The 23,658-nt window shown below is 36.8% G+C and carries 21 protein-coding genes; 14 read left to right on the top strand and 7 right to left on the bottom strand.

Going from position 1 to position 23,658, the window contains the following annotated elements:
* Positions 1-43: 43 nt before the first annotated feature.
* The 7 genes from A2J09_RS12365 to A2J09_RS12340 all read left to right on the top strand — a co-directional run bounded on the left by A2J09_RS12365 (position 44) and on the right by A2J09_RS12340 (position 6,536).
* The gene (locus A2J09_RS12365) at positions 44-1,714 is read left to right on the top strand and encodes a spore germination protein (protein WP_012295507.1); all 1,671 of its coding nucleotides are present in this window, start codon (positions 44-46) and stop codon (positions 1,712-1,714) included.
* A complete protein-coding gene (locus A2J09_RS12360) occupies positions 1,692-2,789 on the top strand; it encodes a spore germination protein (RefSeq protein WP_031419326.1) in 1,098 nt (365 codons plus the stop codon). Before A2J09_RS12365 ends, A2J09_RS12360 begins: the two co-directional genes overlap by 23 nt.
* Positions 2,786-3,976 (top strand): Ger(x)C family spore germination protein, encoded by a 1,191-nt coding sequence (locus A2J09_RS12355; protein ID WP_012295505.1) that lies wholly within the window; start codon positions 2,786-2,788, stop codon positions 3,974-3,976. Before A2J09_RS12360 ends, A2J09_RS12355 begins: the two co-directional genes overlap by 4 nt.
* Before the next feature lie 225 nt (positions 3,977-4,201).
* On the top strand, positions 4,202-4,618 hold the full coding sequence (locus tag A2J09_RS12350; RefSeq protein WP_031419325.1) for a YugN family protein: 417 nt from the start codon (positions 4,202-4,204) through the stop codon (positions 4,616-4,618).
* Between the two features lie 152 nt (positions 4,619-4,770).
* Positions 4,771-4,935 carry a hypothetical protein gene (locus A2J09_RS23975; RefSeq protein WP_012295503.1) on the top strand — a complete coding sequence of 55 codons (165 nt, stop codon included), beginning with the start codon at positions 4,771-4,773 and terminating at the stop codon, positions 4,933-4,935.
* Between the two features lie 63 nt (positions 4,936-4,998).
* On the top strand, positions 4,999-6,066 hold the full coding sequence (locus tag A2J09_RS12345; protein WP_036162264.1) for a PQQ-dependent sugar dehydrogenase: 1,068 nt from the start codon (positions 4,999-5,001) through the stop codon (positions 6,064-6,066).
* A gap of 50 nt (positions 6,067-6,116) precedes the next feature.
* On the top strand, positions 6,117-6,536 hold the full coding sequence (locus A2J09_RS12340) for a universal stress protein (RefSeq protein ID WP_012295501.1): 420 nt from the start codon (positions 6,117-6,119) through the stop codon (positions 6,534-6,536).
* Between the two features lie 82 nt (positions 6,537-6,618).
* Here A2J09_RS12340 and A2J09_RS12335 read toward each other — a convergent pair whose 3' ends face one another.
* From A2J09_RS12335 to A2J09_RS12305, 7 genes are all read right to left on the bottom strand, one after another.
* On the bottom strand, positions 6,619-7,476 hold the full coding sequence (locus A2J09_RS12335) for a DUF6612 family protein (protein WP_031419322.1): 858 nt from the start codon (positions 7,474-7,476) through the stop codon (positions 6,619-6,621).
* 255 nt (positions 7,477-7,731) lie between these two features.
* Positions 7,732-8,013, bottom strand: coding sequence for a cytochrome aa3 quinol oxidase subunit IV (gene qoxD, locus A2J09_RS12330; protein WP_012295499.1), 282 nt, complete (start codon positions 8,011-8,013; stop codon positions 7,732-7,734).
* Positions 8,013-8,612: a cytochrome aa3 quinol oxidase subunit III gene (qoxC, locus tag A2J09_RS12325; protein WP_012295498.1), complete on the bottom strand. Its 600-nt coding sequence runs from the start codon at positions 8,610-8,612 to the stop codon at positions 8,013-8,015. Before qoxC ends, qoxD begins: the two co-directional genes overlap by 1 nt.
* Position 8,613: 1 nt before the next feature.
* Positions 8,614-10,557 (bottom strand): cytochrome aa3 quinol oxidase subunit I, encoded by a 1,944-nt coding sequence (qoxB, locus tag A2J09_RS12320; protein ID WP_031419321.1) that lies wholly within the window; start codon positions 10,555-10,557, stop codon positions 8,614-8,616.
* 60 nt (positions 10,558-10,617) lie between these two features.
* Positions 10,618-11,523, bottom strand: a complete 906-nt coding sequence (gene qoxA / locus A2J09_RS12315) for a cytochrome aa3 quinol oxidase subunit II (RefSeq protein WP_012295495.1) — start codon at positions 11,521-11,523, stop codon at positions 10,618-10,620.
* A gap of 818 nt (positions 11,524-12,341) precedes the next feature.
* The gene (locus tag A2J09_RS12310; RefSeq protein ID WP_036162262.1) at positions 12,342-13,184 is read right to left on the bottom strand and encodes a DUF2785 domain-containing protein; all 843 of its coding nucleotides are present in this window, start codon (positions 13,182-13,184) and stop codon (positions 12,342-12,344) included.
* Between the two features lie 236 nt (positions 13,185-13,420).
* A complete protein-coding gene (locus A2J09_RS12305) occupies positions 13,421-13,885 on the bottom strand; it encodes a hypothetical protein (RefSeq protein ID WP_012295493.1) in 465 nt (154 codons plus the stop codon).
* Positions 13,886-14,098: 213 nt separating this feature from the next.
* Between A2J09_RS12305 and A2J09_RS12300 the strand changes: the two genes are divergently transcribed.
* The 7 genes from A2J09_RS12300 (at position 14,099) to A2J09_RS12275 (ending at position 23,529) form a co-directional block, all read left to right on the top strand.
* Positions 14,099-15,082: a DUF3196 family protein gene (locus A2J09_RS12300; RefSeq protein WP_012295492.1), complete on the top strand. Its 984-nt coding sequence runs from the start codon at positions 14,099-14,101 to the stop codon at positions 15,080-15,082.
* Positions 15,083-15,201: 119 nt separating this feature from the next.
* Positions 15,202-16,491, top strand: coding sequence for a trigger factor (gene tig / locus A2J09_RS12295; protein WP_012295491.1), 1,290 nt, complete (start codon positions 15,202-15,204; stop codon positions 16,489-16,491).
* 513 nt (positions 16,492-17,004) lie between these two features.
* Complete coding sequence (gene clpX / locus A2J09_RS12290; RefSeq protein ID WP_008180649.1) at positions 17,005-18,276, top strand: ATP-dependent protease ATP-binding subunit ClpX; 1,272 nt, start codon at positions 17,005-17,007, stop codon at positions 18,274-18,276.
* Positions 18,277-18,505: 229 nt separating this feature from the next.
* Positions 18,506-20,830, top strand: coding sequence for an endopeptidase La (gene lon, locus A2J09_RS12285; RefSeq protein WP_031419316.1), 2,325 nt, complete (start codon positions 18,506-18,508; stop codon positions 20,828-20,830).
* 4 nt (positions 20,831-20,834) lie between these two features.
* Positions 20,835-21,416 (top strand): ribosome biogenesis GTP-binding protein YihA/YsxC, encoded by a 582-nt coding sequence (gene yihA, locus A2J09_RS12280; RefSeq protein ID WP_031419314.1) that lies wholly within the window; start codon positions 20,835-20,837, stop codon positions 21,414-21,416.
* Between the two features lie 135 nt (positions 21,417-21,551).
* Positions 21,552-21,725 (top strand): YjfB family protein, encoded by a 174-nt coding sequence (locus A2J09_RS23060; RefSeq protein WP_012295488.1) that lies wholly within the window; start codon positions 21,552-21,554, stop codon positions 21,723-21,725.
* Positions 21,726-21,870: 145 nt separating this feature from the next.
* A complete protein-coding gene (locus A2J09_RS12275) occupies positions 21,871-23,529 on the top strand; it encodes a hypothetical protein (RefSeq protein ID WP_036162259.1) in 1,659 nt (552 codons plus the stop codon).
* Positions 23,530-23,658 lie beyond the last annotated feature (129 nt).

The raw sequence follows: 23,658 nt of genomic DNA, 5'->3' as shown, positions 1-23,658 counted from the left end.
GTGGGAAAGGGTAATATCCTATATACCACAATGGCAAGTTTTTATGCAGGGTTTTTTAGCATTCGTTATTCCATTTTTGATTTTCAAATTATTTAATGGTTTAATACTTGAAAAAAAGAATAATGGCAAGATCGACATGAAAGAATACACGAATCAAAAGGAAGTAGATCAGCCATCTAGCCAAGAAACAGTTGCCTCGCTAACGGGTGATTTTATCAAAGATTTTGAACGAATAAAACAAGAACTTGGGCATAATTGGGATGCCCACTTTAGAGAATTTCACATAGGAAATACTCATATTCGTGCGGCTATTGTTTATCTTGAAGGTCTAGCAGATAAAGGGCAAATCGAAGAGCATATTTTGACTTCGATGATGGAGCGTTTTTCGGACACATCCGCCACTGCTTTAACAGAAAACGGCAACATGCAGAACCTCATGAAAAATAATATACCTATCGGGGATGTACTAGAAGAATCAACGATGCAAGGAATAGTAAGTAAGGTATTAATAGGTTATACAGCTTTATTTGTAGATGGTATGCCTAATGCTTTATTACTTTGTACGATAAATGGCAAGACGCGTAATATAGAGGAGCCTATTTCAGAAGCGGTTGTTAGAGGGCCAAGGGTAGGCTTTACAGAAAGATTAAGTGACAATACAGCTCTTCTAAGACAGCAAGGTGAAAATCAGCAATTATCTATCATTCAGATGAAAGTGGGGAAGAGGGTAAAAAAAGAGTTAGTCATTGCCTATATGGATGAGATAGTGGATCCGGAGTTGGTGGATGAAGTAAAAAATCGGATACAAACAATCGACCTTGATAACCTATTAGAATCGGGCTATATAGAGCAGTTAATTGAAGATAATTTTCTGAGCCCTTTTACACAAGTGCAGAACACGGAGCGTCCTGATCGAGTATATGGGGCATTAATGGAGGGGCGGGTTGCCATTATATTAGATGGCACACCATTTGCTTTAATTGTACCAGTTACAATTAATATGCTACTACAATCTCCGGAAGATTATTATGAACGCTGGTTTGCAAGTTCGCTCATTCGGCTTCTACGATACTTGGCTGCTGCGATAACACTTTTTGGTCCATCCATGTATATTGCTTTTGTGTCGTTCCATCAGGGATTAATCCCAACTAAGCTAGCACTGTCCATGATGTCCACAAGGGAAGGAGTTCCATTTCCAGCGTTAATCGAGGCGCTTATTATGGAGGTAGCCATCGAAATTTTACGAGAAGCTGGACTTCGTTTGCCCAAGCCGATCGGTCCCACAATGGGTATCGTCGGGGGTCTTGTTATTGGAGAAGCAGCTGTACAGGCTGGAATTGTAAGTCCGATTATGGTTATCGTCGTTGCTTTAACCGCTATTTCGTCCTTTGCTATCCCTCAATATAACGCAGGGATTACATTACGAATGCTACGATTTGTTGCTATGTTTTTTGCTGCCATATTTGGTCTTTACGGGGTCATTCTATTTTTCCTTTTCCTGGGCAGTCATTTAGTAAAGCTGAAGAGTTTTGGTGTTCCTTATGTTAGTCCGACTGTCCCATATAGAGCAGGGGATTGGAAAGATTTTATGGTACGTATGCCATTAATGATGATGAAACGCCGACCAAAATTATTACAGCCAAAAGATTCTGTTCGTAAAGGGGAAATACGAGGAAAGGAAAACAGTAGCCATGATTACCAGTCCAAAAGATAACATTACGACGTCCCAAACAATGGTCATTATTATTAATTATATTCTTGCAACTGGCATCCTCACCCTGCCTCGTGCCTCGGTAGAGAAGGTAAAAACGCCAGATGTTTGGATTAGTGTTTTTTTAGGTGGTCTTATCGCCATGATTGCTGGAGTGATTATCGTCAAGCTAAGTCAACAATATCCAGACAAGACATTTTATCAATACAATCAAGATATTGTTGGAAAATGGCTAGGATGGTTGATTAGTGCACTTGTCATTACTTATTTCTTTACGATTTCTGCTTTTGAGGTTCGAATAATGGCTGAAGTAACCTCCCTCTTTTTATTGGAGGGAACACCCACATGGGCTATTATTCTACCTTTCTTATGGGTGGGGCTCTATTTGGTGAGTGGTGGAATTAATTCGATCGGTCGTTTATTCGAAATTATATTTCCCATTACCTTTGTGATTTTCTTACTTGTCGCTTTTTTAAGCTTAGGAATCTTTGAAATCGATAATCTTCGACCTGTTTTAGGGCTGGGAGTCGTTCCGATGCTGAAAGGAATAAAAACGGCGACATTAGCATTTCTAGGTCCTGAGATTATGTTGCTCTTAGTGGCATTTATGTACCCATCTGATAAAAAGAAAGCAGTCAAAGTCGTCTTAGTGGGCATAGCGATTCCATTACTTTTTTATGTTATTACTGTCGTAATGGTGATTGGCGCTCTTTCCATCGAAGGGGTCATGACAAGAACATGGCCAACAATCGAACTCATGCGGAGTTTTGAAATTCCAGGATTAATTTTCGAGCGCTTTGAATCATTTTTACTTGTTATATGGATTATGCAAATTTTCGCCACCTTTACCATTACCTATTATGCTGCCGCTCTAGGGTTAGCTCAGCTTTTTAAAAAAAGTATGCACCCTTTTCTATATGGATTATTACCGATTATTTATATTATCGCGATGACACCCAAAAATATAAATGACCTTTTTAAATTTGGCGATAAGATCGGTCATGCTGCTTTATTTTTATTTGGTGCACTACCCATAACCTTACTCCTTATATCAAAATTGAAGGGCGATAAAACATGAAGAAACTCTATCCATTTTTACGTATTTCTCTAGTAATGATTGTATCTCTCCTACTTACTGGTTGCTGGAGTAGTAAAGAGATTGAGGATTTAGGATTGATTGTTGGTACCTCATTAGATTTAGCAACAGAAGAGGCTACCACTGAGGAACAAAAAGAGGCTAAATATGCTAATAGAACGTTACTCACCGTTACGAATCAAATGGTCACTTCTGAGACAACTGTTACAGGAATGAAAGATGGAACATTACGAGAAAAGGCATATAAAAATGTTTCTGAAACAGGGGATGTTGTTTTGCCTACATTACGAAATATGCTATTAAAGTCTGACAAACATTCATTCGCGGAGCATTCCAAGGTTACCATTATTGGCGAAGAACTTGCCAGCACCATTAACCTGCAACAGCTGTTGGACTTTTTTCTAAGAGAGCTGGAGATACGGCCAAGCGGATTGCTTCTTATTGCTCAGGGGCGGGCAAGTGAGACACTTGAAACAAATGAACCAACGAAAATTCCTGCCTTTCAATTGGTAGAGATGATGGAGGGGAATGAAAGAACAACCAAAATTTTGCCACCTATGACCATTGCAAAATTAGAGGGGAAATTATATTCTGATTCAAGCTTTTTATTACAAAACGTCGTTTCAGAAGATGGAGAAGTAAAATTTGTAGGTGCTGCTGTCATTGATGGGAAAACTAAAAAACTTCGAGGCTTTCTGGATGAAAACGACTTAGGGGGCATTGCATGGATCACGGGGAAAGGGGAAGGGGGGTTAGTAAAGGGGTTTGATAAAGAATCGGATTCACCTATCGTTTATGAAATAATGTCTATGAAAAGTAAAATCATACCAAAAATAGATGGTGATCGTATTTCATTTACAGTGAACATTCAATCGGAAGGAAGAATTGCTGAACATTGGGTACTGTCAGACAAAGCATTTAATAATAAATTTTTAAAAAAAGCAGAGAAAACAATTGAGGAAGAAATTCAACGATTAGTGATGAAAACGTCGGAAAAGCTGCAACAGGAATATCAAACAGATGTTGCAGGATTCGGCAATAAATTAAGAATAAAGTATCCAAAAGAGTGGGAAAAGATAAAAAAGGATTGGGATAAAATATTTAGTGAAGCAGCTATAAAATGTGAAGTTTCCATAACCATCAAGGATTATGGAACGTCAGGTGATTAACGTATTAATCACCTTTTTATTTATTTCTATATATTGGAATTATAGGGAGGATTATAATATTCAATAATGTCTTTGAAAGACTGGTGCCAACTGCCGCAAAGCTGTTACAGAATATGTAGAAGCCGCTAAATATGTTTTAAATTGAACAATCTGAGTTCCTTTAAATAGTTTGTAATTCCTCTTTTTAGGATAGACTTTTATCAAATGAAAGGAGGAGGTTTCAACATGCTACAGTTTGATTCAAAAATAGTTGGAAAAGAGATAGGCTATGGTTATTTGCGAGATCATATTATTCATCGCGGTTTTACAATTGGTGGGAATTGGGAGTATCATAAAGGGAGCTTCGACGCGGTACTATGGAGAGGCGGCGGCGAAACAATATATTTACGCGTGCCCTTTATCGTAACAGCAGGGGAATTAGACAATGAAGATGCCCAAATTCGATTTCAAAAGCCGTTTGTCATTAAACATGTTGCTAACGTTGGTTTAGATTATGATGAAGGTTCTCTACTGGATGCTACAGGAGCTAGCCAGTTCCAGACACCGCTTGATAAGGATGGGCATATTCATGATAAAAGTAGATGGATTCAGGCGGGTGAACAAGTTGTAGAAGAAAAAGTACTGCCTTTTTTTATCAACTAATTAGATAAATATGTATATTCTTTCGAGCGTTCTTATGTCTTTTATCCTTCCATTTTTGGGAACTTATAATCAAAAATAGAAAATAGAATTGTCGTAAGAATTTACCAACCTTATAATAGTGGTAGCAGACAACTACTATAAGAGGTGAGTTTATGGATAAAATAGCTATAGATGACTTTTATTATTCCTATCTAAAATTACGACAAGAACGACTCATCCATCGAAAAGAAGCTTATCTTAAAGTGCTAGAGCACACAAAAACATTTGGTGAAATAATTATGTTCGAAAGTATAAAAGTAAGTAAAAGAGACGTCTAGGGCGACGTCTTTTTCTATTTCAAAAAATAGTATTATTTTTATGACAGAAAAGGAGGAAACAAAATGAGGCGAATGATTCCGATTTTACTGCTAGTCATTTTTCTATGTTTGGGCTGTACATCTACAGAGGGGAAGGATGAACGGAAGGTCATACAAGAGGAACCCTTAAAAGTCACTCCAAACGTTGAAGTAATAGCAGAGCAATTACATACACCATGGTCTATTGAAAAGAGTGATACAGCGTTATATGTAGCAGAAAGACCAGGGAATATTGTGAAGATTACGGAAGATGTAGTTGAAAGACAACAGGTTTTATTAAAGAAGGATTTGTCGTCAGCTCCAGAAGCAGGTCTCCTAGGATTTGTGTTAGCTCCTGATTTTACAACAACATATATTGCTTATGCGTACTATACGTATGAAGAGGAATCAGCGCAATTTAATCGGGTTGTGACATTAACGTTAATCGATAATAAGTGGCAGGAAACGGATCTCCTAATTGATCGAATACAGAGTGGTACATATCATCATGGTGGACGTTTAAAAATAGGTCCCGATAGCAAATTGTATGTTACTGTGGGCGATGCAACCCAGCCATCTTTAGCACAGGATTTAGATGCGTTGGAAGGAAAAATTTTACGTCTCAATTTGGATGGTTCCATACCGAATGATAATCCCTTTCCTCGTTCTTATGTGTATAGCTATGGGCATCGAAATCCGCAGGGATTAGCATGGGCAACGGATGGTACGATGTACGCAAGCGAACATGGCAATGCAGCAAATGACGAAATCAACGTGATTGAAAAAGGGAAGAATTATGGTTGGCCGCTCATGGAGGGAACAGACAAACAGCAACGAATGGTTACACCTCTATTTACTTCAGGCCCATCAAAAACGTGGGCACCCTCTGGCATAACCGTAGTGAATGATCGATTATATGTTGCGGCACTAAGGGGGACAGCGGTGCTAACATTTGATATGAGCAAGCATAAACAAGATGTACTATTATCAGATTTCGGAAGAATACGAGATGTCTTTATGGATGATAGCTATTTGTACTTTATCAGCAATAATACGGATGGACGTGGCAATCCACAACCCGATGACGATAAACTATACAGAACACCGTTATGATATAATATTTGTGAAAACATGGAATGCCATGTTGAAGGGAGAGGACTAATATGGCTAATTATCTAAAAATCGCAGTAGCAATTGATTTCTCAGAACAATCATTGAAGGCTTTAGAAAGAGCGAGTCAATTAGCGATGCAACACAATGCTACTTTGCAACTAGTGAATGTGATTGATACAAAATCTTTTGGTGCGGTGTCAGCCTATGATTTAAAATATGCAGAGGAATTGAAGAAAGAAAACAAGAGCAAAATGGCAAGCTTGGAAGAGCAAGTGGTTCAGACCGGTGTTCAAAGCGTAGAGTCAGTTGTAGAAACGGGTTCGCCAAAGGGGATTTTGACACAGCTTACGAATGTTGATTTGATTGTATGTGGAGCAACAGGGTTAAATCGAATGGAAAAAATGATGCTAGGGTCTGTAGCAGAAAAAGTAGTACGTCATGCTCATTGTGATGTATTAATCGTTCGATAATTTTACGGAAATCTTCGTCATATTTATATGGATAATAACACAACAAACCTGCTTGTCATCTATATACAAGCAGGTTTGTTTTTTATTCGATTGTTTGTGCGTTATCTACTATGTTTTGAGGAATATCAATTGTTTTAAGGTGATTGAAATCAGTATAAGTAACGACTGATTTTGTATTCATTAACAATTCATCACCTTCTACTGCCATTTTCAAATCAAAATTCATATCCATTTTGTTTGTATCGAAAGTCTTTTTATCGATGTGTAGCACATAGTTGATTTTTTCAATTGTTAGTTGATCCATAGGGTTTTCTTCTAATCCCATATCCTGCATTGATTTATTAATCTCAGAATCAATTAGCTCTTTAAATTTATCACCTTTTGCTTCTAATGTAAGGACGTATTCTTTATCAGTTTGTTCAAATGTAAAATCTTTGATGAACTTTTTAAGTTGTTCTAACTGTTCCTTTGCATCAGCAGAAGCAGCCGTTTGATCTAAAATAGCATCAAAATTCTCATCAGGAAGTTTTAACCAACTGTCTGTAGTCACATCTTTCATGAAAAGGCCAGCGTCTTTTTTCATATACATTTCAATAGGCATGTCCGTTGTTTCTTGGCCTTCACTCATCATATCTGGCATTGACATTGAGCCTGATAAATGCATAGCAAGTGGATCAACGATAATGTCCATTTCCATTTTAGAGTTGATAGAGAATTCCATAGCCTCTTCGCCAGCTCCAACCTTTGTTACCTGTGTCATGTCCATATTAGCACTAGCACTTTTAATATCAGCCTGGCGATCCACTGCTTTGTCATACACTTGTTCTAAAGTGAGTTTGCTTTTTTCGGTTGTGTCTTTCGTAGGTGTGGCACTTGAATTACAAGCAGCAAGCGTTAATGCTAGTGTTCCAACTGCTAATACTTTAAAAATCTTCTTCATTACTTTCATCTCCTATTCTTGGTAAAAAACACTATCTACTAGTATACGCCCAAGAAAAGGAAAAGTTTCGTTATTTTATAAAATGAATCTAATTCCTTAGTAATAAAACAATAATCTTGCAACAACGACCAGTGACAAGCATGAAAATTATTAAAAAAGCTGTCACTGACCAATCGAATAATGCGAAAGGCCGTGACAGCTTTTAGAGGAGCTTTTCTTCAACAAGCTCGAAAATATCTAAATGAAATTAATTACTTAGTAACCCCAGATCATGGCGAACAATGTACCAATGATTGTTACAACACCTACAAATACTGAATATAAAATCGTTGTATATAACGTTTTCTTATCTTCAGATTCACCGATGTGCATAAATAACACTAATTGTACAGTTGCTTGTGCAAGGGCAGTGACAAGTAAAATAGCGAATGCCATTTTATAACTCATATCAAAGGTTACAACGGCTAAAGCGACAAGTGTCAGTAATAGTGAGAAGCCGAAGCCCATGACATGTTGTTTTGGGAATAATTCCTTCATCAGCTAATCAGTCCTTTCAAATAGACGAAGCTGAAGATGAAAATCCAAACAACGTCTAGGAAATGCCAGTACAATGAGAAGATAAACGCTTTGTTCGCTGTTTGTGGATTTAAACCACGTTTAGCTACTTGGATAATGATAGCTAGTCCCCAGAAGAAACCAAATGTTACGTGGGCACCGTGTGTTCCAAGTAAAGTCATTAATGATGACAAGAATGCGCTTGTTTGAATTGTCGCACCTTCATGTACATAAGTGATGAACTCATCAATCTCAATAGCTAAGAAACCTAGTCCAAGTAAAAGGGTAATGATGAAGAAAGTCATCATTGCCTTTTTACGACCAATACGCATTGCATGAACACCCAGACCAATGGTGAAACTACTTGTTAATAATAAGAATGTTTCCCATAGTACTGGTGTTAACTCAAAGATTTCGGCACCATTCGGGCCATTACCTGTCCGTGTGTGAAGTGTGAAATACACAGTAAACAATGTGGCAAATAACACGATCTCGGCGCCAAGGAATATCCAGAAACCAAAGATTTTTAGGCGATTTTCCTCTGTACTATATTCTAATGGAAGTGAAGAATCGATTTTCATATTATTTATCACCTCTCAAGCTTTTCTCAGTTGCCATAACTTCCTCAACTGAAATATAACGACCATGGTCTTTTTCGAAAGAACGATGGATCATGAAGCCAAATACACCAAGCATACTAATGATGGCTGGAACCCATAGATTAAATACAGCGAAGAATGCTGCAAGGAAGAAGAATCCACTCATCCAGAATGGTGTGCCTGTATTATTTGGCATGTGAATTTTTTCAATTTTACCTGCTGTAATATCGCGACCTTCTTTTTTCGCGAACCAGAACTCATCTAAGCGAGTAACAGTTGGAACTACTGCAAAGTTGTATTCTGGTACTGGAGAATGAGTAGCCCATTCAAGTGTACGACCATCCCATACATCTGCCTTTTCATTGCGAGGCATATGTTTCCAGCTGTAGTAGATATTATAAACGATCAACGCAAAGCCGACTGCAAGTCCTAAAGCACCAACGAATGATAACATGTTCAATGGTCCATAGCCTGTTGATTCTGAGTAAGTGTACATACGACGAGCATAGCCATCTAAACCTAAAATGAATAATGGGAAGAATGTTACATTGAAGCTGATTGCAATAAACCAGAACGCAGTTTTCCCTAATTTTTCATTTAAACGGAAACCGAACATTTTTGGCCACCAGTAGTGATAACCTGCAAGTACACCGAATACTGTACCTGGAATTAAAACGTAGTGGAAGTGGGCAACTAGGAACATCGTATTATGATATTGATAGTCAGCACTTGCCATCGCTAACATTACCCCTGTAACCCCACCAATTGTGAAAATTGGAATAAAGCCAAGTGCATAAAGCATCGGTGTTGTAAATTGAATTTTCCCGTGCCTCATCGTCAGTAGCCAGTTAAATATTTTAACACCAGTAGGAACGGCGATTGCCATTGTCGTAATAGAGAATACGCTGTTTACCATTACCCCGTGACCCATTGTATAGAAGTGGTGAGCCCAAACTAAGAATGATAGTAAAGAAATGACAACCATACTCATAACCATTGATTTATAACCATACAAGTTTTTACGTGCAAATGTTGCAATGATTTCTGAGAAAATACCGAAAGCAGGTAGAATAACGATATAAACTTCAGGATGTCCCCAAACCCAGAATAGGTTGGCCCAAAGCATATCCATACCGCCGTCTTGCATAGCAAAGAATTTTGTACCGAATTGACGGTCTAACATCATAAGAGCAAGCGCTACAGTTAATACTGGGAATGCGAATACAATAATTACGTTTGTAATTAAAATCGACCACGTAAACATTGGCATTTTCATTAATTTCATACCAGGTGCACGCATTTTAATAATGGTCGTGATGAAGTTAACACCTGTCATCAATGTACCAATACCTGATAATTGAAGTGCTAAAGAATAATAGTTATTCCCTACAGTCGGACTAAAATCCGTACTTGCAAGTGGGAAGTAGGCTGTCCAACCAGCATCTGGCGAACCACCGATAATGAATGATAAGTTTAATAAACCCGCACCTGCTGCAAATAACCAAAAGCTGACAGCATTTAGACGTGGGAAAGCAACGTCACGTGCACCGATTTGAAGGGGGATGACAATGTTCATTAAACCAATAACAAATGGCATAGCCATAAATAAAATCATTAATAAACCGTGTGTTGTAAAAATCTCATTATAATGTTGTGCATCAAGAAGTCCGTTATCCGGAACTGCTGTTTGTGCACGCATTAACAGTGCATCGATACCACCGCGGAATAGCATTAATAATGCTACAGCGATATACATAATCCCGATTTTTTTATGGTCAACAGTTGATAGCCAGTTTTTGTAGAAATAGCCCCATTTTTTGAAATAAGTAAGGCCAGCTACGATAACGACTGCTCCAACTACGATACTAATAGCTGCCGCTAAAATCATCGGTTCTTGCATTGGATGGAATAATTCTTCCATACTCATTGGATGCGCTCCTTTCAAAATTAAAAAATTAATATTCTACTCGTTCAAGTTAAATGTAAATTAATGACCTGAATGTTCATTATTCATATCTTCTTCAGACATGTCACCATGATCCATGTCACCCATTTTCATGTTTTTACCATGTTCCATTGGGGCAGGGCTGAATTCTAAGTGTGTAGATGAGAAGCTTTGGCGACCAACATGCTCAGCCTTTAAAAGCTCATCAAATTTTTCTTCTGTTAATGGTTTTTCTTTTGCTTTAACATCAGCTACCCATTTGTCGAAGTCTTCTTGTGTCATAGATTGTGCTTCAAATTCCATTTCTGCAAATCCGCGTCCATTGAAGTTAGAGTTACGTCCCATGAATGAACCCACCTCATCTGCAGCAAGGTGAATGGTTGTTAACATATCACTCATGGCATATTTTTGACCTGCTAATTGAGGAATCCAGAAACTTGTGATCGGACCAAATGAGTATAATTTAAACTCAATTGGACGATCCACTGGAATGTTGACATAGTTAACTGTTTCAACACCTTCTTCAGGGTAACTAAAATGCCATTTCCAGTTTGATGATGAAGCATAAATTACTAAAGGTTCTTTATCGTCATATCCTGCTGGCTGAGCCTCTACAGTAGATGTTGTTCTTACAGTTACAACGGCCAAGAATGCAACAATAATAATTGGAATTACTGTCCATGTGATTTCTAGAAGATGGCTACCCTCTTCATGAGGTGGCTCATAATCAGCAGCTGTTTTAGATGCACGATATTTAGTTAGCATAAAGGCTAAAAGCACATACACGACTAGTAATATAAAGGCCATTGTAATAATGGATAAAATAATTGTGTTTGATAATGTTTCGGCATTTGGCCCTTTAGGATTGAACACTGTTAATGGCTCACATCCAGAAAGAAGTGCAAGAGCACCCAATGCTACAAACATTAAACTTAATTTTTTCTTCATGTTTGACTCCTTTCTATAGAACGGCTATTCATAAAATTCATGTGTTTTTTGTCAGTTCACATTTATAAATAGTGGATACTGAGGTCACCTCTTTTATCTTGGCGTACCAATCAACAACTTAAGAATTTACAATGGCATGGTTCAATATGAAACATAAATCTTGAAGTTGATTGGTCTAATGCAAGCGTTAGCAAAATCAATGATTTGTGCAATCGTTTCACATACGTACATGTCTATAACGATTGTCACATCTTGTCGTTGTTTGCACATTGGATTATACGCCCTGTTTTTAAGAAAAAACATAATTTTGTTATGAAAAAGATAGTAAAGATACATTGAATTTGAACATTTTTTGAACAAAAATCGTTATTTTAGTATTGGTATTTTAAGGTTTTGTTCATTAAACACTGTGGAAACGTTGAAAACACTGGATTCTTCATGTTTAACTAAGTAAATAGTTTTTTTTATGAAAAATTGCATTTCACATTTTGGACGCTGTTTTGTAATAAAATCAGTATCTCATCGGGCATAATAATGTTTTTTATTTGCCTTTTTTATATAAAAGGAGTAGCTAAAGAGTCTTTGTATGGAAACATTAGGATGAACTATCAATGAAAGGAATGATTGAAAAGGGAATAAATGGGGAGTGTTATTAATTATGTTAATATAACAAATAGTTTTCTTGATTATACATAAATTTACATATTCATATTCTGTTTGAAAAACAAAAAGCAAACTAAGAAAAGTCTTAGTTTGCTAGTATGGTAGAAATTTTTCATGTTTTTGAGAAAGAAACGTATTGAATCAGCATTTTTTAGTCAGTCACCAAGCTTTAGCCATTTGGCTACTTGTCCATAAATTGTATTTTGTAATTGAGGGGCTTTATTATTCATTTTTAAAGAAAAATATAATGTCTTCATGAAGTTTAATGTACAAGTACGCCCACTAAAAAAGCTTTCGTTATAACCTTGAGTCATTAAATGCATTTCAAATTTGTCAAAGGCTTGTTCAACAAATTCAATCAAAGCTTTCTCCGAGTAATTTTGTTGTAATAAAGCATCTACGATGTTAATTAATCGCTCTTCTTCATCGTTAACATAGACTGTACCTTTCCAAGTGGCAAGCTTTAGTGCATGTAAAATGGACGGAGCATATTGCAAATCGAATTTTGGGTGTTTAATGGTCATGGCGGCTAAATCAGCTCCATGTGAAATACTATGTGCCCATCCTTTATCCTGTACGTAACCTCTTGTATCTTGCTCTAATAATAGATAACGTCCAATTTTTTTAAAAAACGGTTGCAACTCATCGTCCTTTAAAACAAGCATCTCGGCATCCTTTGCAAGCAAACCTGCAATAAGCAATGCAGAGAATGACCTAGTAAAGACACTGTCTGTTGGCGCTTCTCCGATATGTAAATATAAGGAGTTATCACTAGTTGCTGTTTCAAATAAAAATTGTAATTGTTGTGTGCTTAATAAATTATCACTCAGTAAATTAATAAACGTACGATAAATTAAATGATCGCGCAATTCAGCATCAGTTGAGCCAATATGAATCATCATTTCCTGTAAGAGCCATTCTCCTTTGTCCTTCATCATTGCCTGACGTTCATGCAGTGTCATGGTAGAAAAAGATTGTAGTGTTTCTTTTAAATTCATATTTAAATGTGCCTCCATCATAAGGATTGTTCTATTATTATAGCTCTTTTTTAAGCAAATCGACCAATTTGCAATCCTGATGGACGGTTAGTATACAAATACTTTAATGTTGAGAGTTGCTATAATATTATTTCCAGAAGCTATAGAAAGTTGTTATGATAGAAACGCAACAAAATGGAAATGCTTAAATAGGAGTAACAAAAAAAGACATACCGATGAAGTATGTCTATCTCTACCTATATTATGGCGGCTGACTTTATACCGATTGGCCACTCAATCAGTGAGTGTTGGTTTGTCTTCAGCTCAACGAGAATATTGGTATTTTTTATAGCATCAATAAGCCATTCACTGTAATGACGATTCGGCTCAGGATGTTGTAAAATTTGATGCATATCTTTTTTGTCAACATGTAACAGTTTGTCATTACATTCAATATTTACTTTTTGAGGAATTATAGAAAGAGTTTCATTTTGATGTCCAATTGCAATAGAACCGGGGATTGTTCCAAGAATACGTAAAAGATAAGTGCTAGCCTCTTGCGTGTAAACATCAATTTTTGTACGTGTTAAAAATTCAAATTCAATCGGACTATCTTGAGTAGGTCCGTCCGCTGTAGAAAATGAAATGACTTTAATCGATAATGCCTCGAATGCAGGTGAGATACAATGGTCAAATTCTGTGATTGTATCTAGTAATTGCATGTATTCCACTCCTTGTTAAGAACTTGATTTTCTGGATGCAGACAACCGTGTAGAAAGTCTGCAAGTTGTAATAGATTTTCGACTAATGTAATTATAATACATTTTATTACAAAATATGAATGTAAAAACAATTATTTTTGTAAAAAATAAGAAACTTGTGGATATTTTTAGTAAATAATTGAAAAGAAAAATAGAACGGAGGAGGTGAGGGGAATGACAAAACGTAAGCGTCATGTCATTAAACATGACAATATTGTTGTTTTTCCAGGAGCTGTCCAAACATTAATACGTGAAGGGCATATGTTTGCAGAAAATTATCAATATGAGAAAGCTATTGCAAGTTTTGAAAAGGCCTTTATATATGAAACGGGTGATGAATTTGCACTTAGTGCTTATGCCTTTGCTCTATACGAGTTAAAGGATTATGACAAAGCGAAAGGTGTTTGTGAACAGCTTTTTGCCATGGGGACAACCATGTATGTGGAAGTCATGGAATTGTACATTACAATTTGTATGCAGCTGAAGGAATACCATCAAGTAGAGACGTTAATCACAACCCTCCTTGAGGAAAGCGTACTGCCAAGTGATCAAGTGGAGAAATTTGAACGATTAAAAAACCTTAATAGAGAAGTATCTAAAAATCTTGAAAAAAAAGAAAATGTGCAACAGTTTATTGAGGAGCAGGAATATGAACTAGAAAAATTCAGTGCACTAACAGCCAATGAGCAATCTATAAAATTACATCGTCTGATGGATACCAATGTAAGGCAATTAAAAACGGCATTGCAAGAAATTATTGAAAGTTCGACCGTTCATCCTTTTGTCCAGAGCTTGGCTTTAATCTTATTAGTTGAACAGGAAGTTTCAATGGATATTATGGTTTCGAAATTAGGGCATTCAAAAACGATAAACCCAGCACAACTATCGTTACCTAATCAATTACCACAATATGGTGAAATAAAAAATATAATTGAAGATAAGTTGGCACAAGACCCAACGACGTTAGAAATGGTACAATATTTAATGGCGAAACATGCTATTGTCACATTTCCCTTTGAATGGCATCCTTTTGTGGCAGAGGATGTAGCCTATAGTTATATAGATTTTGTATCATCAATGCTAGGAAATGTGAAAGAAATGGATGATGACATCGTAGACTTTTTACAAATGTTAGAAAAGCTAACAGAACTACATTAGGCATGAAAAAAGTTGAAACTATACACATCTATGTTATACTAAAATGGTTGTCAAAATCGTAGTTACGAATGAATTGTCTAACATCCTAAACTTGATTATTTATTTGGAGGTATTTATACATGTCAGCAAAATGGGAAAAACAAGAAGGTAATATCGGTACTCTTACAATTGAAGTACCAGCTGCAGAAGTAGATGCAGCAATGGACCAAGCGTTCAAAAAAGTTGTAAAACAAATTAATGTACCAGGTTTCCGTAAAGGTAAAATGCCTCGTAAAATGTTCGAACAACGTTTTGGTATCGAATCTTTATACCAAGATGCATTAGAAATTATCGTTCCTGATTCTTATGCAAAGGCAATCGATGAAGCTGGAATTATGCCAGTTGATTACCCAGAAATCGCAGGTACAGAAAACTTTGTACATGGTCAAGATTTCTCATTCACTGCACAAGTAACAGTTAAACCAGAACCAAAACTAGGTGACTACAAAGGTCTAGAAGTAGCTAAGCTTCCAGTTGAAGTAACTGATGAAGAAGTAGATGCTCAAATTCAAGAGCAATTAGCTCGTAAAGCTGAACTAGAAATTAAAGAAGATGAAGCAATCGTTGAAGGCGATACAGCAGTAATTGATTTCGAAGGTTTCGTAGGTGACGAAGCTTTTGAAGGTGGTAAAGGTGAAGACTACCCACTAGAAATCGGTTCAGGTTCTTTCATTCCTGGTTTTGAAGAGCAATTAACTGGTGTGAAAGCTGGCGAATCTAAAGATGTAGTTGTTACATTCCCAGAAGAATACCATGCGGCTGAATTAGCAGGTAAAGAAGCTACTTTCAAAGTAACAGTGAAAGAAGTTAAAACAAAAGTTCTTCCTGAATTAAATGATGAATTCGCAAAAGAATTAGATTCAGAAGTGGAAAGCGTAGAAGCTTTACGCGCTAAAATTAAAGAACAAACTGCAGCACAAAAGGTAGCTGAATCTGATGCAGCTCTTCGTGATGAGCTAGTAGAAAAAGCTTCTGAAAATGCTGAGTTTGAAGTACCAGCAGGTATGATTAACTCTGAAACTGATCGTATGTTACAAGAGTTTGGCCAACGTCTACAAACACAAGGTATGAACTTAGATTTATACTACCAATTCTCTGGTCAATCAGAAGAAGATTTACGTGGTCAAATGAAAGAAGAAGCAGAAAGCCGTGTACGTGTATCTTTAACACTAGAAGCGATTGCTGAAGCTGAAAAAATTGAAGCAACTGAAGCTGATATTGAAGCAGAATTAGAAAAAATGGCTGCTCAATTCAACATGACTAAAGAGCAAATCACAGGTGCTTTAGGTGGTACGGCAGTACTTGAAAACGACATCAAAATCCAAAAAACAGTTGAGTTTTTAGTAGAAAACGCTAAAATTACTGAATAAGATTTTATGTAATTAGATAGCTAAAAAAAACAAGGTACGGCATTAAACCGTGCCTTGTTTTATCACATCAACTAAAAATCAGTCCCCTTAAAGTTTAGTACGACTCACTTTACACTTCACATACATAGTATTGTTTTTATTTTTACACGATGCTCATTTAACTTCATTCTGTAAGATCATAAGGACATTAACAATCAACATATCTTCGAATGAACAAAGCCTTTGTAGATGAATGTAGTAGATTTATAAATAAAAAGCTATGTAGCTGATCGAGAAATCAGTAGTTGATGACAGCTTGAATCTTATGTGTCAGTAGTGAAGAACCGAGACCTTAGGTAACGAAAGGTTACGCAAATGGGTTCCTGAAAAATATGCTGCAGACGGCGAAGGAAGTAAACAACATGACGTTATAATCTACTTGCATGAATGCGAAGGCGTAAATGATGCAGACAATTTATTTGATAAAGGTTCAATAATCTTGTAAGATTGTTGCTTGAATAGGGGTGAAACATATTGTTCAAATTTAATGATGAAAAAGGCAATTTAAAATGCTCATTCTGTGGAAAACCACAAGAACAAGTACGTAAATTAGTAGCAGGTCCTGGTGTGTATATTTGTGATGAGTGTATTGAGCTTTGTTCAGAAATCGTTGTTGAGGAACTAGGTGTAGAAGAGGAAATCGAATTTCAAGATATTCCAAAACCAAAAGAGATTCTAACGATTTTAGATGAGTATGTAATTGGACAAGAGCGTGCTAAAAAAGCATTAGCAGTTGCGGTTTATAATCACTATAAACGCATCAATACAAACAGTAAAATTGATGATGTAGAATTGGCAAAATCGAACATTGTGTTAATCGGCCCAACTGGTAGCGGTAAAACTTTATTAGCTCAAACGTTAGCACGTATATTAAATGTTCCATTCGCCATCGCGGATGCTACTTCATTAACTGAAGCAGGATATGTTGGTGAGGACGTTGAAAATATTTTATTAAAGCTAATCCAATCAGCAGATTATGATATCGAACGCGCTGAAAAAGGTATTATCTATATTGATGAAATTGATAAAGTTGCACGTAAGTCAGAAAACCCATCCATTACACGTGATGTTTCTGGCGAAGGTGTTCAACAAGCACTTCTTAAAATTTTAGAAGGAACTGTTGCAAGTGTTCCACCACAAGGTGGCCGAAAACATCCTCATCAAGAGTTTTTACAAATCGATACAACCAATATTCTATTCATTGTAGGTGGAGCATTCGATGGTATTGAATCCATCATTAAACGTCGCCAAGGTGAAAAAATAATTGGATTTGGATCAGATCCGAATATAGTGGACGTAGATGAAGGTTCTATCATGTCTAAGCTGATTCCTGAGGATTTACTGAAATTTGGTCTAATACCAGAGTTCATTGGTCGATTACCAGTACTAGCTAGCCTAGAGCAATTAAATGAAGCTGCACTTGTACAAATTTTGACGGAGCCTAAAAATGCACTAGCTAAGCAATATCAGAAAATGCTTGAACTAGACGGTGTTGAGCTTGAGTTTGATGAAGGTGCGCTTGCGGAAATTGCGAAGGAAGCAATCGAGCGTAAAACAGGTGCACGTGGTCTTCGTTCAATAATTGAGTCAACGATGCTTGATGTAATGTACGAACTGCCTTCACGTGAAGACGTAAAAAAATGTATCATTACTGCAAAAACAATTACGGATAAAGAAAAACCGAAATTGCTTCTTGAAGATGGCACTGAACTCGATGAAGGTAGCGACACAAAAACTTCAGCATAGCGTATAGAATTGGCTGTCTACCGTTATGAGATAAAGAGTAATTAGCTGACTTCGATTGTGCAATGTTCGCACATATCGACAGTCAGCTTTTTATTCATTCTTACATATTGGCCAACTGACTTGTAGAAATTTTTGGCTCGTTTCAATAACTAGTGTGAATCAGTTTTTTAAACACATACTAGTAGCGCGGGAATTGAACATGAAAATTTTGACGGAGGTGAATACCCGCATGGTAACTATACAAAAAACAACAAATGTACCATTATTACCTTTACGTGGACTTTTAGTATTCCCATCGATGGTGTTACATATTGATGTGGGTAGAAATCGTTCTGTAGCGGCGCTAGAACAGGCAATGTTAGAGGACCAGATGATTTTATTGGTAACACAAAAGGAAATGCACGATGAACAGCCAGAAGAACAAGATTTATATGCGATTGGTACAATGGCTTATGTCAAACAAATGTTAAAATTACCAAATGGTACGTTGCGAATTTTAGTTGAAGGAGTTGCGCGTGCTTCTTGGAAAAACTATCATGCGCTAGAAAATTATACATTGGTTGATATTGATGTAAAAGAGGATTTGTTGGATAAGGATGTGGAAACGCAAGCTTTAATGCGTACACTCTTAACGTATTTTGAAAAATATGCCAAATCATCTAATAAAATAACAGCCGAAACCATCAACACTGTTGCAGATATTGAGGAACCTGGACGTTTAGCAGATATTATTGCATCACATTTGCCTTTTAAAATTGCAGATAAGCAAGAAGTATTGGAAATGCTAAATGTAAAAAAACGACTAGATCACTTAATTATTCGTTTGCATGATGAGCAAGAAGTACTCGATCTGGAAAAGAAGATTAATTCAAAAGTAAAGCAATCGATGGAGCGCACGCAAAAAGAATACTATTTACGTGAACAGATGAAGGCTATCCAAACAGAGCTTGGCGATCGTGAAGGAAAAACGGGTGAAGTAGCCGAATTACGAAAATCCATTGATGAGTCTGGGATGCCAGAGTCGACAAAAGAAGTGGCACTAAAAGAATTAGATAGATATGAAAAAATTCCAAGTGCTAGTGCCGAGAGTGGCGTTATCCGAAATTACATCGATTGGCTCATTTCATTACCTTGGACAAATGCAACTGAGGATCGTATGAGTATCGATCATGCTGAGAACATTTTGAATCGTGATCATGCTGGCTTAGAAAAAGTTAAAGAAAGGGTTCTTGAATATTTAGCTGTACGTCAGTTGAAAAATTCACTTCGTGGCCCAATACTTTGCTTAGCGGGACCACCAGGGGTGGGGAAAACTTCATTAGCTCGCTCCATCGCGGAAAGCTTAGATCGTAAATTTATTCGTATTTCATTAGGTGGGGTTCGTGATGAATCTGAAATTCGTGGGCACCGTCGTACGTATGTCGGCGCTATGCCAGGTCGTATTATCCAAGGAATGAAAAAGGCTGGTACCATTAACCCGGTATTTTTATTAGATGAAATTGATAAAATGTCTAATGACTTCAGAGGAGATCCTGCAGCAGCAATGCTAGAAGTTTTAGACCCTGCGCAAAACAATACATTTAGTGATCACTATATCGAGGAAACATATGATTTATCTAATGTCCTATTTATTGCCACTGCCAATGATTTAAGTAGTATTCCAGGGCCATTGTTAGATCGTATGGAAGTAATTTCTATAGCGGGCTATACAGAAATTGAAAAAGCGCAAATTACAAATAATCATTTAATTCCTAAGCAATTGAAAGAACACGGTTTGAAAAAGACACAAGTTGTTATTAAAGATGAAGCAGTAATTGATATAATACGTTATTATACACGTGAGGCTGGGGTACGTGGTTTAGAACGTCAAATTGCTACGCTATGTCGTAAAATTGCCAAAATAATTGTCTCTGGTGAGAAAAAACGAGTGACGGTTAGCTCAAAATCCTTACAAGAATTGCTTGGTAAACACCGTTTCCGTTATGGACAGGCTGAAAAGGAAAATCAAGTAGGGGTTGCAACTGGTCTTGCTTACACAACAGTTGGTGGCGACACGTTACAAATTGAAGTATCCTTAACCCCTGGAAAAGGCAAATTGCAACTAACAGGTAAGCTGGGAGATGTCATGAAGGAATCAGCTCAAACTGCTTTATCCTATGTTCGAACAAAAATGGAGCAGCTTCAAGTAGATCCAGAATACTTTGATACACATGATATTCATATTCATGTTCCAGAAGGTGCTGTCCCTAAAGATGGACCATCTGCAGGTATTACAATGGCAACAGCCATTGTCTCTGCAATTCTTAACCGACCGATTCGCAGGGAAGTAGGGATGACAGGCGAGATCACATTACGTGGTCGAGTACTACCTATAGGTGGTTTGAAAGAAAAAACATTAAGTGCTCATCGTGCAGGATTAACGACTATTATTTGTCCAAAGGATAATGAACGCGATATAGAAGATATTCCTGACAGTGTCCGTGAGCAACTTACATTTAAACTAGTGTCATCGGCAGATGAAGTATTAGCCTATGCACTGGACGGAGGTATTTAGAAAAATGAAAGTCCATAATGTCGAAATGGTCATTAGTGCGGTAAGACCAGACCAATATCCAGAAGATGGACTGCCAGAATTTGCATTAGCTGGTCGTTCAAATGTAGGGAAATCTTCCTTCATTAATCGAATGATCGGACGTAAAGCTTTAGCGCGTATTTCGTCAAAACCAGGTAAGACACAAACACTTAACTTCTATAAAATCGAAGAACAATTATTTTTTGTAGACGTTCCAGGTTATGGTTATGCTAAGGTTTCGAAATCAGAGCGTGAAGCGTGGGGAAAAATGATTGAGCGTTACTTTACAGGGCGCCAAGAATTAAAAGCAGTTGTACAAATTGTTGATTTGCGTCATCCTCCAACGGCAGATGATCGCATGATGTATGATTTTTTAAAGCATTATAATATTCCTTGCATTGTGATTGCAACAAAGGCAGATAAAATTCCAAAAGGTAAATGGGATAAGCATAAAAAAATTGTCAAAGAGACATTGGAGATGGAAAAAAATGATCCACTTATTGTCTTTTCTTCAGAATCAGGCCTTGGTTTTGAAGAGGCTTGGCGAACTATCGAAAATAGAATGTAAAAAAAAGCATCTATTGGTTCTATTGATTAGGACTGTAGATGCTTTTTATTTTTGTATAAGGTATGGAGAGAAAGTTGGAGAATATACTTGAGAAATTAAATATTTGACCGATAAGGTAGATAGGAGGTGGACTGTATGGATATAGCAGCTTTATCGATGGCAATGAATCAAGCAACACTTATGCAAAATGTATCTTTAGCTGTAACAAAACAAGCGATGGAGATGCAACAGCAAAACACAGAACAATTAGTTGAAATGTTAGATGCTCCACATCCGACAGCTGGACATACAATTGATGTTCAGGTCTGAGCAGGAAAGGTAGCTTTAATTGAAAGCTACCTCTACTTTTAAAAATTAACGGGTAGCGATAGAAATTGTAACTTTATGAATGAGAAAAACTACCAATAATACGATATACTATTCATGACTAAATTTTAGCAAGGAGGCAGCAGTTTTGAAAAAGTATTCATACATACTATCGATTATGTTACTAATGGTTCTAGTTTTTTCCTTTAACCAAACAGCTAAGGCAGCCCAACTAGTGACTGGTACCTTTGTCGATGTAACATATTCAGAATATACAAAACCAGATGGCACGATTGAAAAGCAGCTTAGTAAAGTGACATTGCAAAATGATCGAGGGCGTACTGTAACCTACAATATCAATAAGAACACTCGATTATTTATTAATAATACGTCCACAACTATAGAAGGTTTTAAACTGGGTATGGAAGTGGAAGCTGACATTTCTTTAAGAAGTGTGGTGGAACTACGAGGGAAATCAAATTTACCAACAGAAACGAATGTTCCATCGACTGGAGGCAACAGTACAACAATTGCTGGTGTTGTAACGAGTATTGATCCTAATGGATTATTTATTATGGTAAAACCAGATGTTGGTGCAGAATCTATCTATTATATAAATAAAGAAACCGTTTATCAAAAAAGCTCATCAGCAACAGATATCAGTGCACTGTATGTTGGAGATCGAATTAAATTGAGCTTGAAGAATAAAAATACTTCTATCGTTACTAAAATAGCGATAAGTGAAACGGGTACTCTAGTAGAAAACCTATATAAAGGCGAAATACAAGCGGTAAACCCTAATGCCAATAAATTAACTGTCAAAAATCAACATGCTTTTGTTAACTGGCAGTTTGGCTCTAAAATTACTACAGACCTTTCAACGATGCCTTTTACTTCCAAGGTGCCAATATATGTTGGAAATACTAAAGTAGAGAAGGGTCAACTTAAAAATTATATTGGTAGTGAAGCATACTACGCGACTGTAAAACAATTTGGAAAAGAAGTTATAGAGAAAATTGTAGTATTAAAAAACAATGAACGCACTTATTATGAACCAATGCTATCTGTGGATACAGATTACAAACTGTTAAAGCTTAAAACAGCGGGTTCAATGTATTTCCATAACGGAACTATTTTAATTCGTAATGGACGTTTAATTGAACCAACGGGGCTTATGGCTTATGGTACTGCATTTGTGATTGCAGATGGTGCTGCCCGTGATCATTATGCACAGGTAGTGCAAGTGACGAGTGATAGCTTTATGTCACCAAACTTAGCTGGTCATGAATTATATTATGGACGATTATCTCAAGCTGATGGATATCTGATTGAAATTGATGATGCTATGAAAATTGAATCCAATGTTTTCAAGAAAACGGATCGTACTGTACTTTCTGTAAGTAATTCAACAAAGGCAAAAGTTGATGACGGAAATAGAACCTATAGTGTTATGCCTGATATTGAACTTTATTTATCCGAGGGCCGTTATGGTTACTTCTATGTGAAGGATGGCCATGTACAAGCACTTCACATTTTAGATAATGCGAAGCCTGTTGCACCATTAATGCTTACAGGGAAGTTGCAATCTGTGAAATCAACGTACCCTGCTGTCATTAACGTTAAGAGTGTTAGTCAATGGCAAAATGGCCGTTGGTATGAAGCAGGTGAGATGATTAATATGAATATTGATCAAGCGACACTGATAAAAGCAGGCAAAGTGATTCAGGCCTCTGATTTACAGCCATCGGATCGTTTAGTTGTATTATCGGATCGCTTTGTGAAGGGACATTTTATTTTAGTAGATTAATGTAAATAACAAATTAAAAAATCTGCGAGTCTAATGCGAACAGTATTAGCAAAAAAGGCGATGTATTCCTGATTAAAAAGAATTCTTCGCTTAGGCTTATAGGCTAAAATTGTCAATACTTTCGAAGGA

Origin of the sequence: Lysinibacillus sphaericus, from assembly GCF_001629735.1 — a bacterium.
Classification (GTDB): Bacteria; Bacillota; Bacilli; order Bacillales_A; family Planococcaceae; genus Lysinibacillus; species Lysinibacillus pinottii.
This window is presented reverse-complemented; position numbering and strand designations above follow the sequence as displayed.

Bases quoted from the DNA above. Each gene is read 5' to 3' on its own strand.
- A2J09_RS12365 (WP_012295507.1), top strand. From the start codon at position 44: ATGCAGGGTTTTTTAGCATTCGTTATTCCATTTTTGATTTTCAAATTA.
- A2J09_RS12360 (WP_031419326.1), top strand. From the start codon at position 1,692: ATGATTACCAGTCCAAAAGATAACATTACGACGTCCCAAACAATGGTC.
- A2J09_RS12355 (WP_012295505.1), top strand. From the start codon at position 2,786: ATGAAGAAACTCTATCCATTTTTACGTATTTCTCTAGTAATGATTGTA.
- A2J09_RS12350 (WP_031419325.1), top strand. From the start codon at position 4,202: ATGCTACAGTTTGATTCAAAAATAGTTGGAAAAGAGATAGGCTATGGT.
- A2J09_RS23975 (WP_012295503.1), top strand. From the start codon at position 4,771: ATGGATAAAATAGCTATAGATGACTTTTATTATTCCTATCTAAAATTA.
- A2J09_RS12345 (WP_036162264.1), top strand. From the start codon at position 4,999: ATGAGGCGAATGATTCCGATTTTACTGCTAGTCATTTTTCTATGTTTG.
- A2J09_RS12340 (WP_012295501.1), top strand. From the start codon at position 6,117: ATGGCTAATTATCTAAAAATCGCAGTAGCAATTGATTTCTCAGAACAA.
- A2J09_RS12335 (WP_031419322.1), bottom strand. From the start codon at position 7,476: ATGAAGAAGATTTTTAAAGTATTAGCAGTTGGAACACTAGCATTAACG.
- qoxD (WP_012295499.1), bottom strand. From the start codon at position 8,013: ATGAAGGAATTATTCCCAAAACAACATGTCATGGGCTTCGGCTTCTCA.
- qoxC (WP_012295498.1), bottom strand. From the start codon at position 8,612: ATGAAAATCGATTCTTCACTTCCATTAGAATATAGTACAGAGGAAAAT.
- qoxB (WP_031419321.1), bottom strand. From the start codon at position 10,557: ATGAGTATGGAAGAATTATTCCATCCAATGCAAGAACCGATGATTTTA.
- qoxA (WP_012295495.1), bottom strand. From the start codon at position 11,523: ATGAAGAAAAAATTAAGTTTAATGTTTGTAGCATTGGGTGCTCTTGCA.
- A2J09_RS12310 (WP_036162262.1), bottom strand. From the start codon at position 13,184: ATGAATTTAAAAGAAACACTACAATCTTTTTCTACCATGACACTGCAT.
- A2J09_RS12305 (WP_012295493.1), bottom strand. From the start codon at position 13,885: ATGCAATTACTAGATACAATCACAGAATTTGACCATTGTATCTCACCT.
- A2J09_RS12300 (WP_012295492.1), top strand. From the start codon at position 14,099: ATGACAAAACGTAAGCGTCATGTCATTAAACATGACAATATTGTTGTT.
- tig (WP_012295491.1), top strand. From the start codon at position 15,202: ATGTCAGCAAAATGGGAAAAACAAGAAGGTAATATCGGTACTCTTACA.
- lon (WP_031419316.1), top strand. From the start codon at position 18,506: ATGGTAACTATACAAAAAACAACAAATGTACCATTATTACCTTTACGT.
- yihA (WP_031419314.1), top strand. From the start codon at position 20,835: ATGAAAGTCCATAATGTCGAAATGGTCATTAGTGCGGTAAGACCAGAC.
- A2J09_RS23060 (WP_012295488.1), top strand. From the start codon at position 21,552: ATGGATATAGCAGCTTTATCGATGGCAATGAATCAAGCAACACTTATG.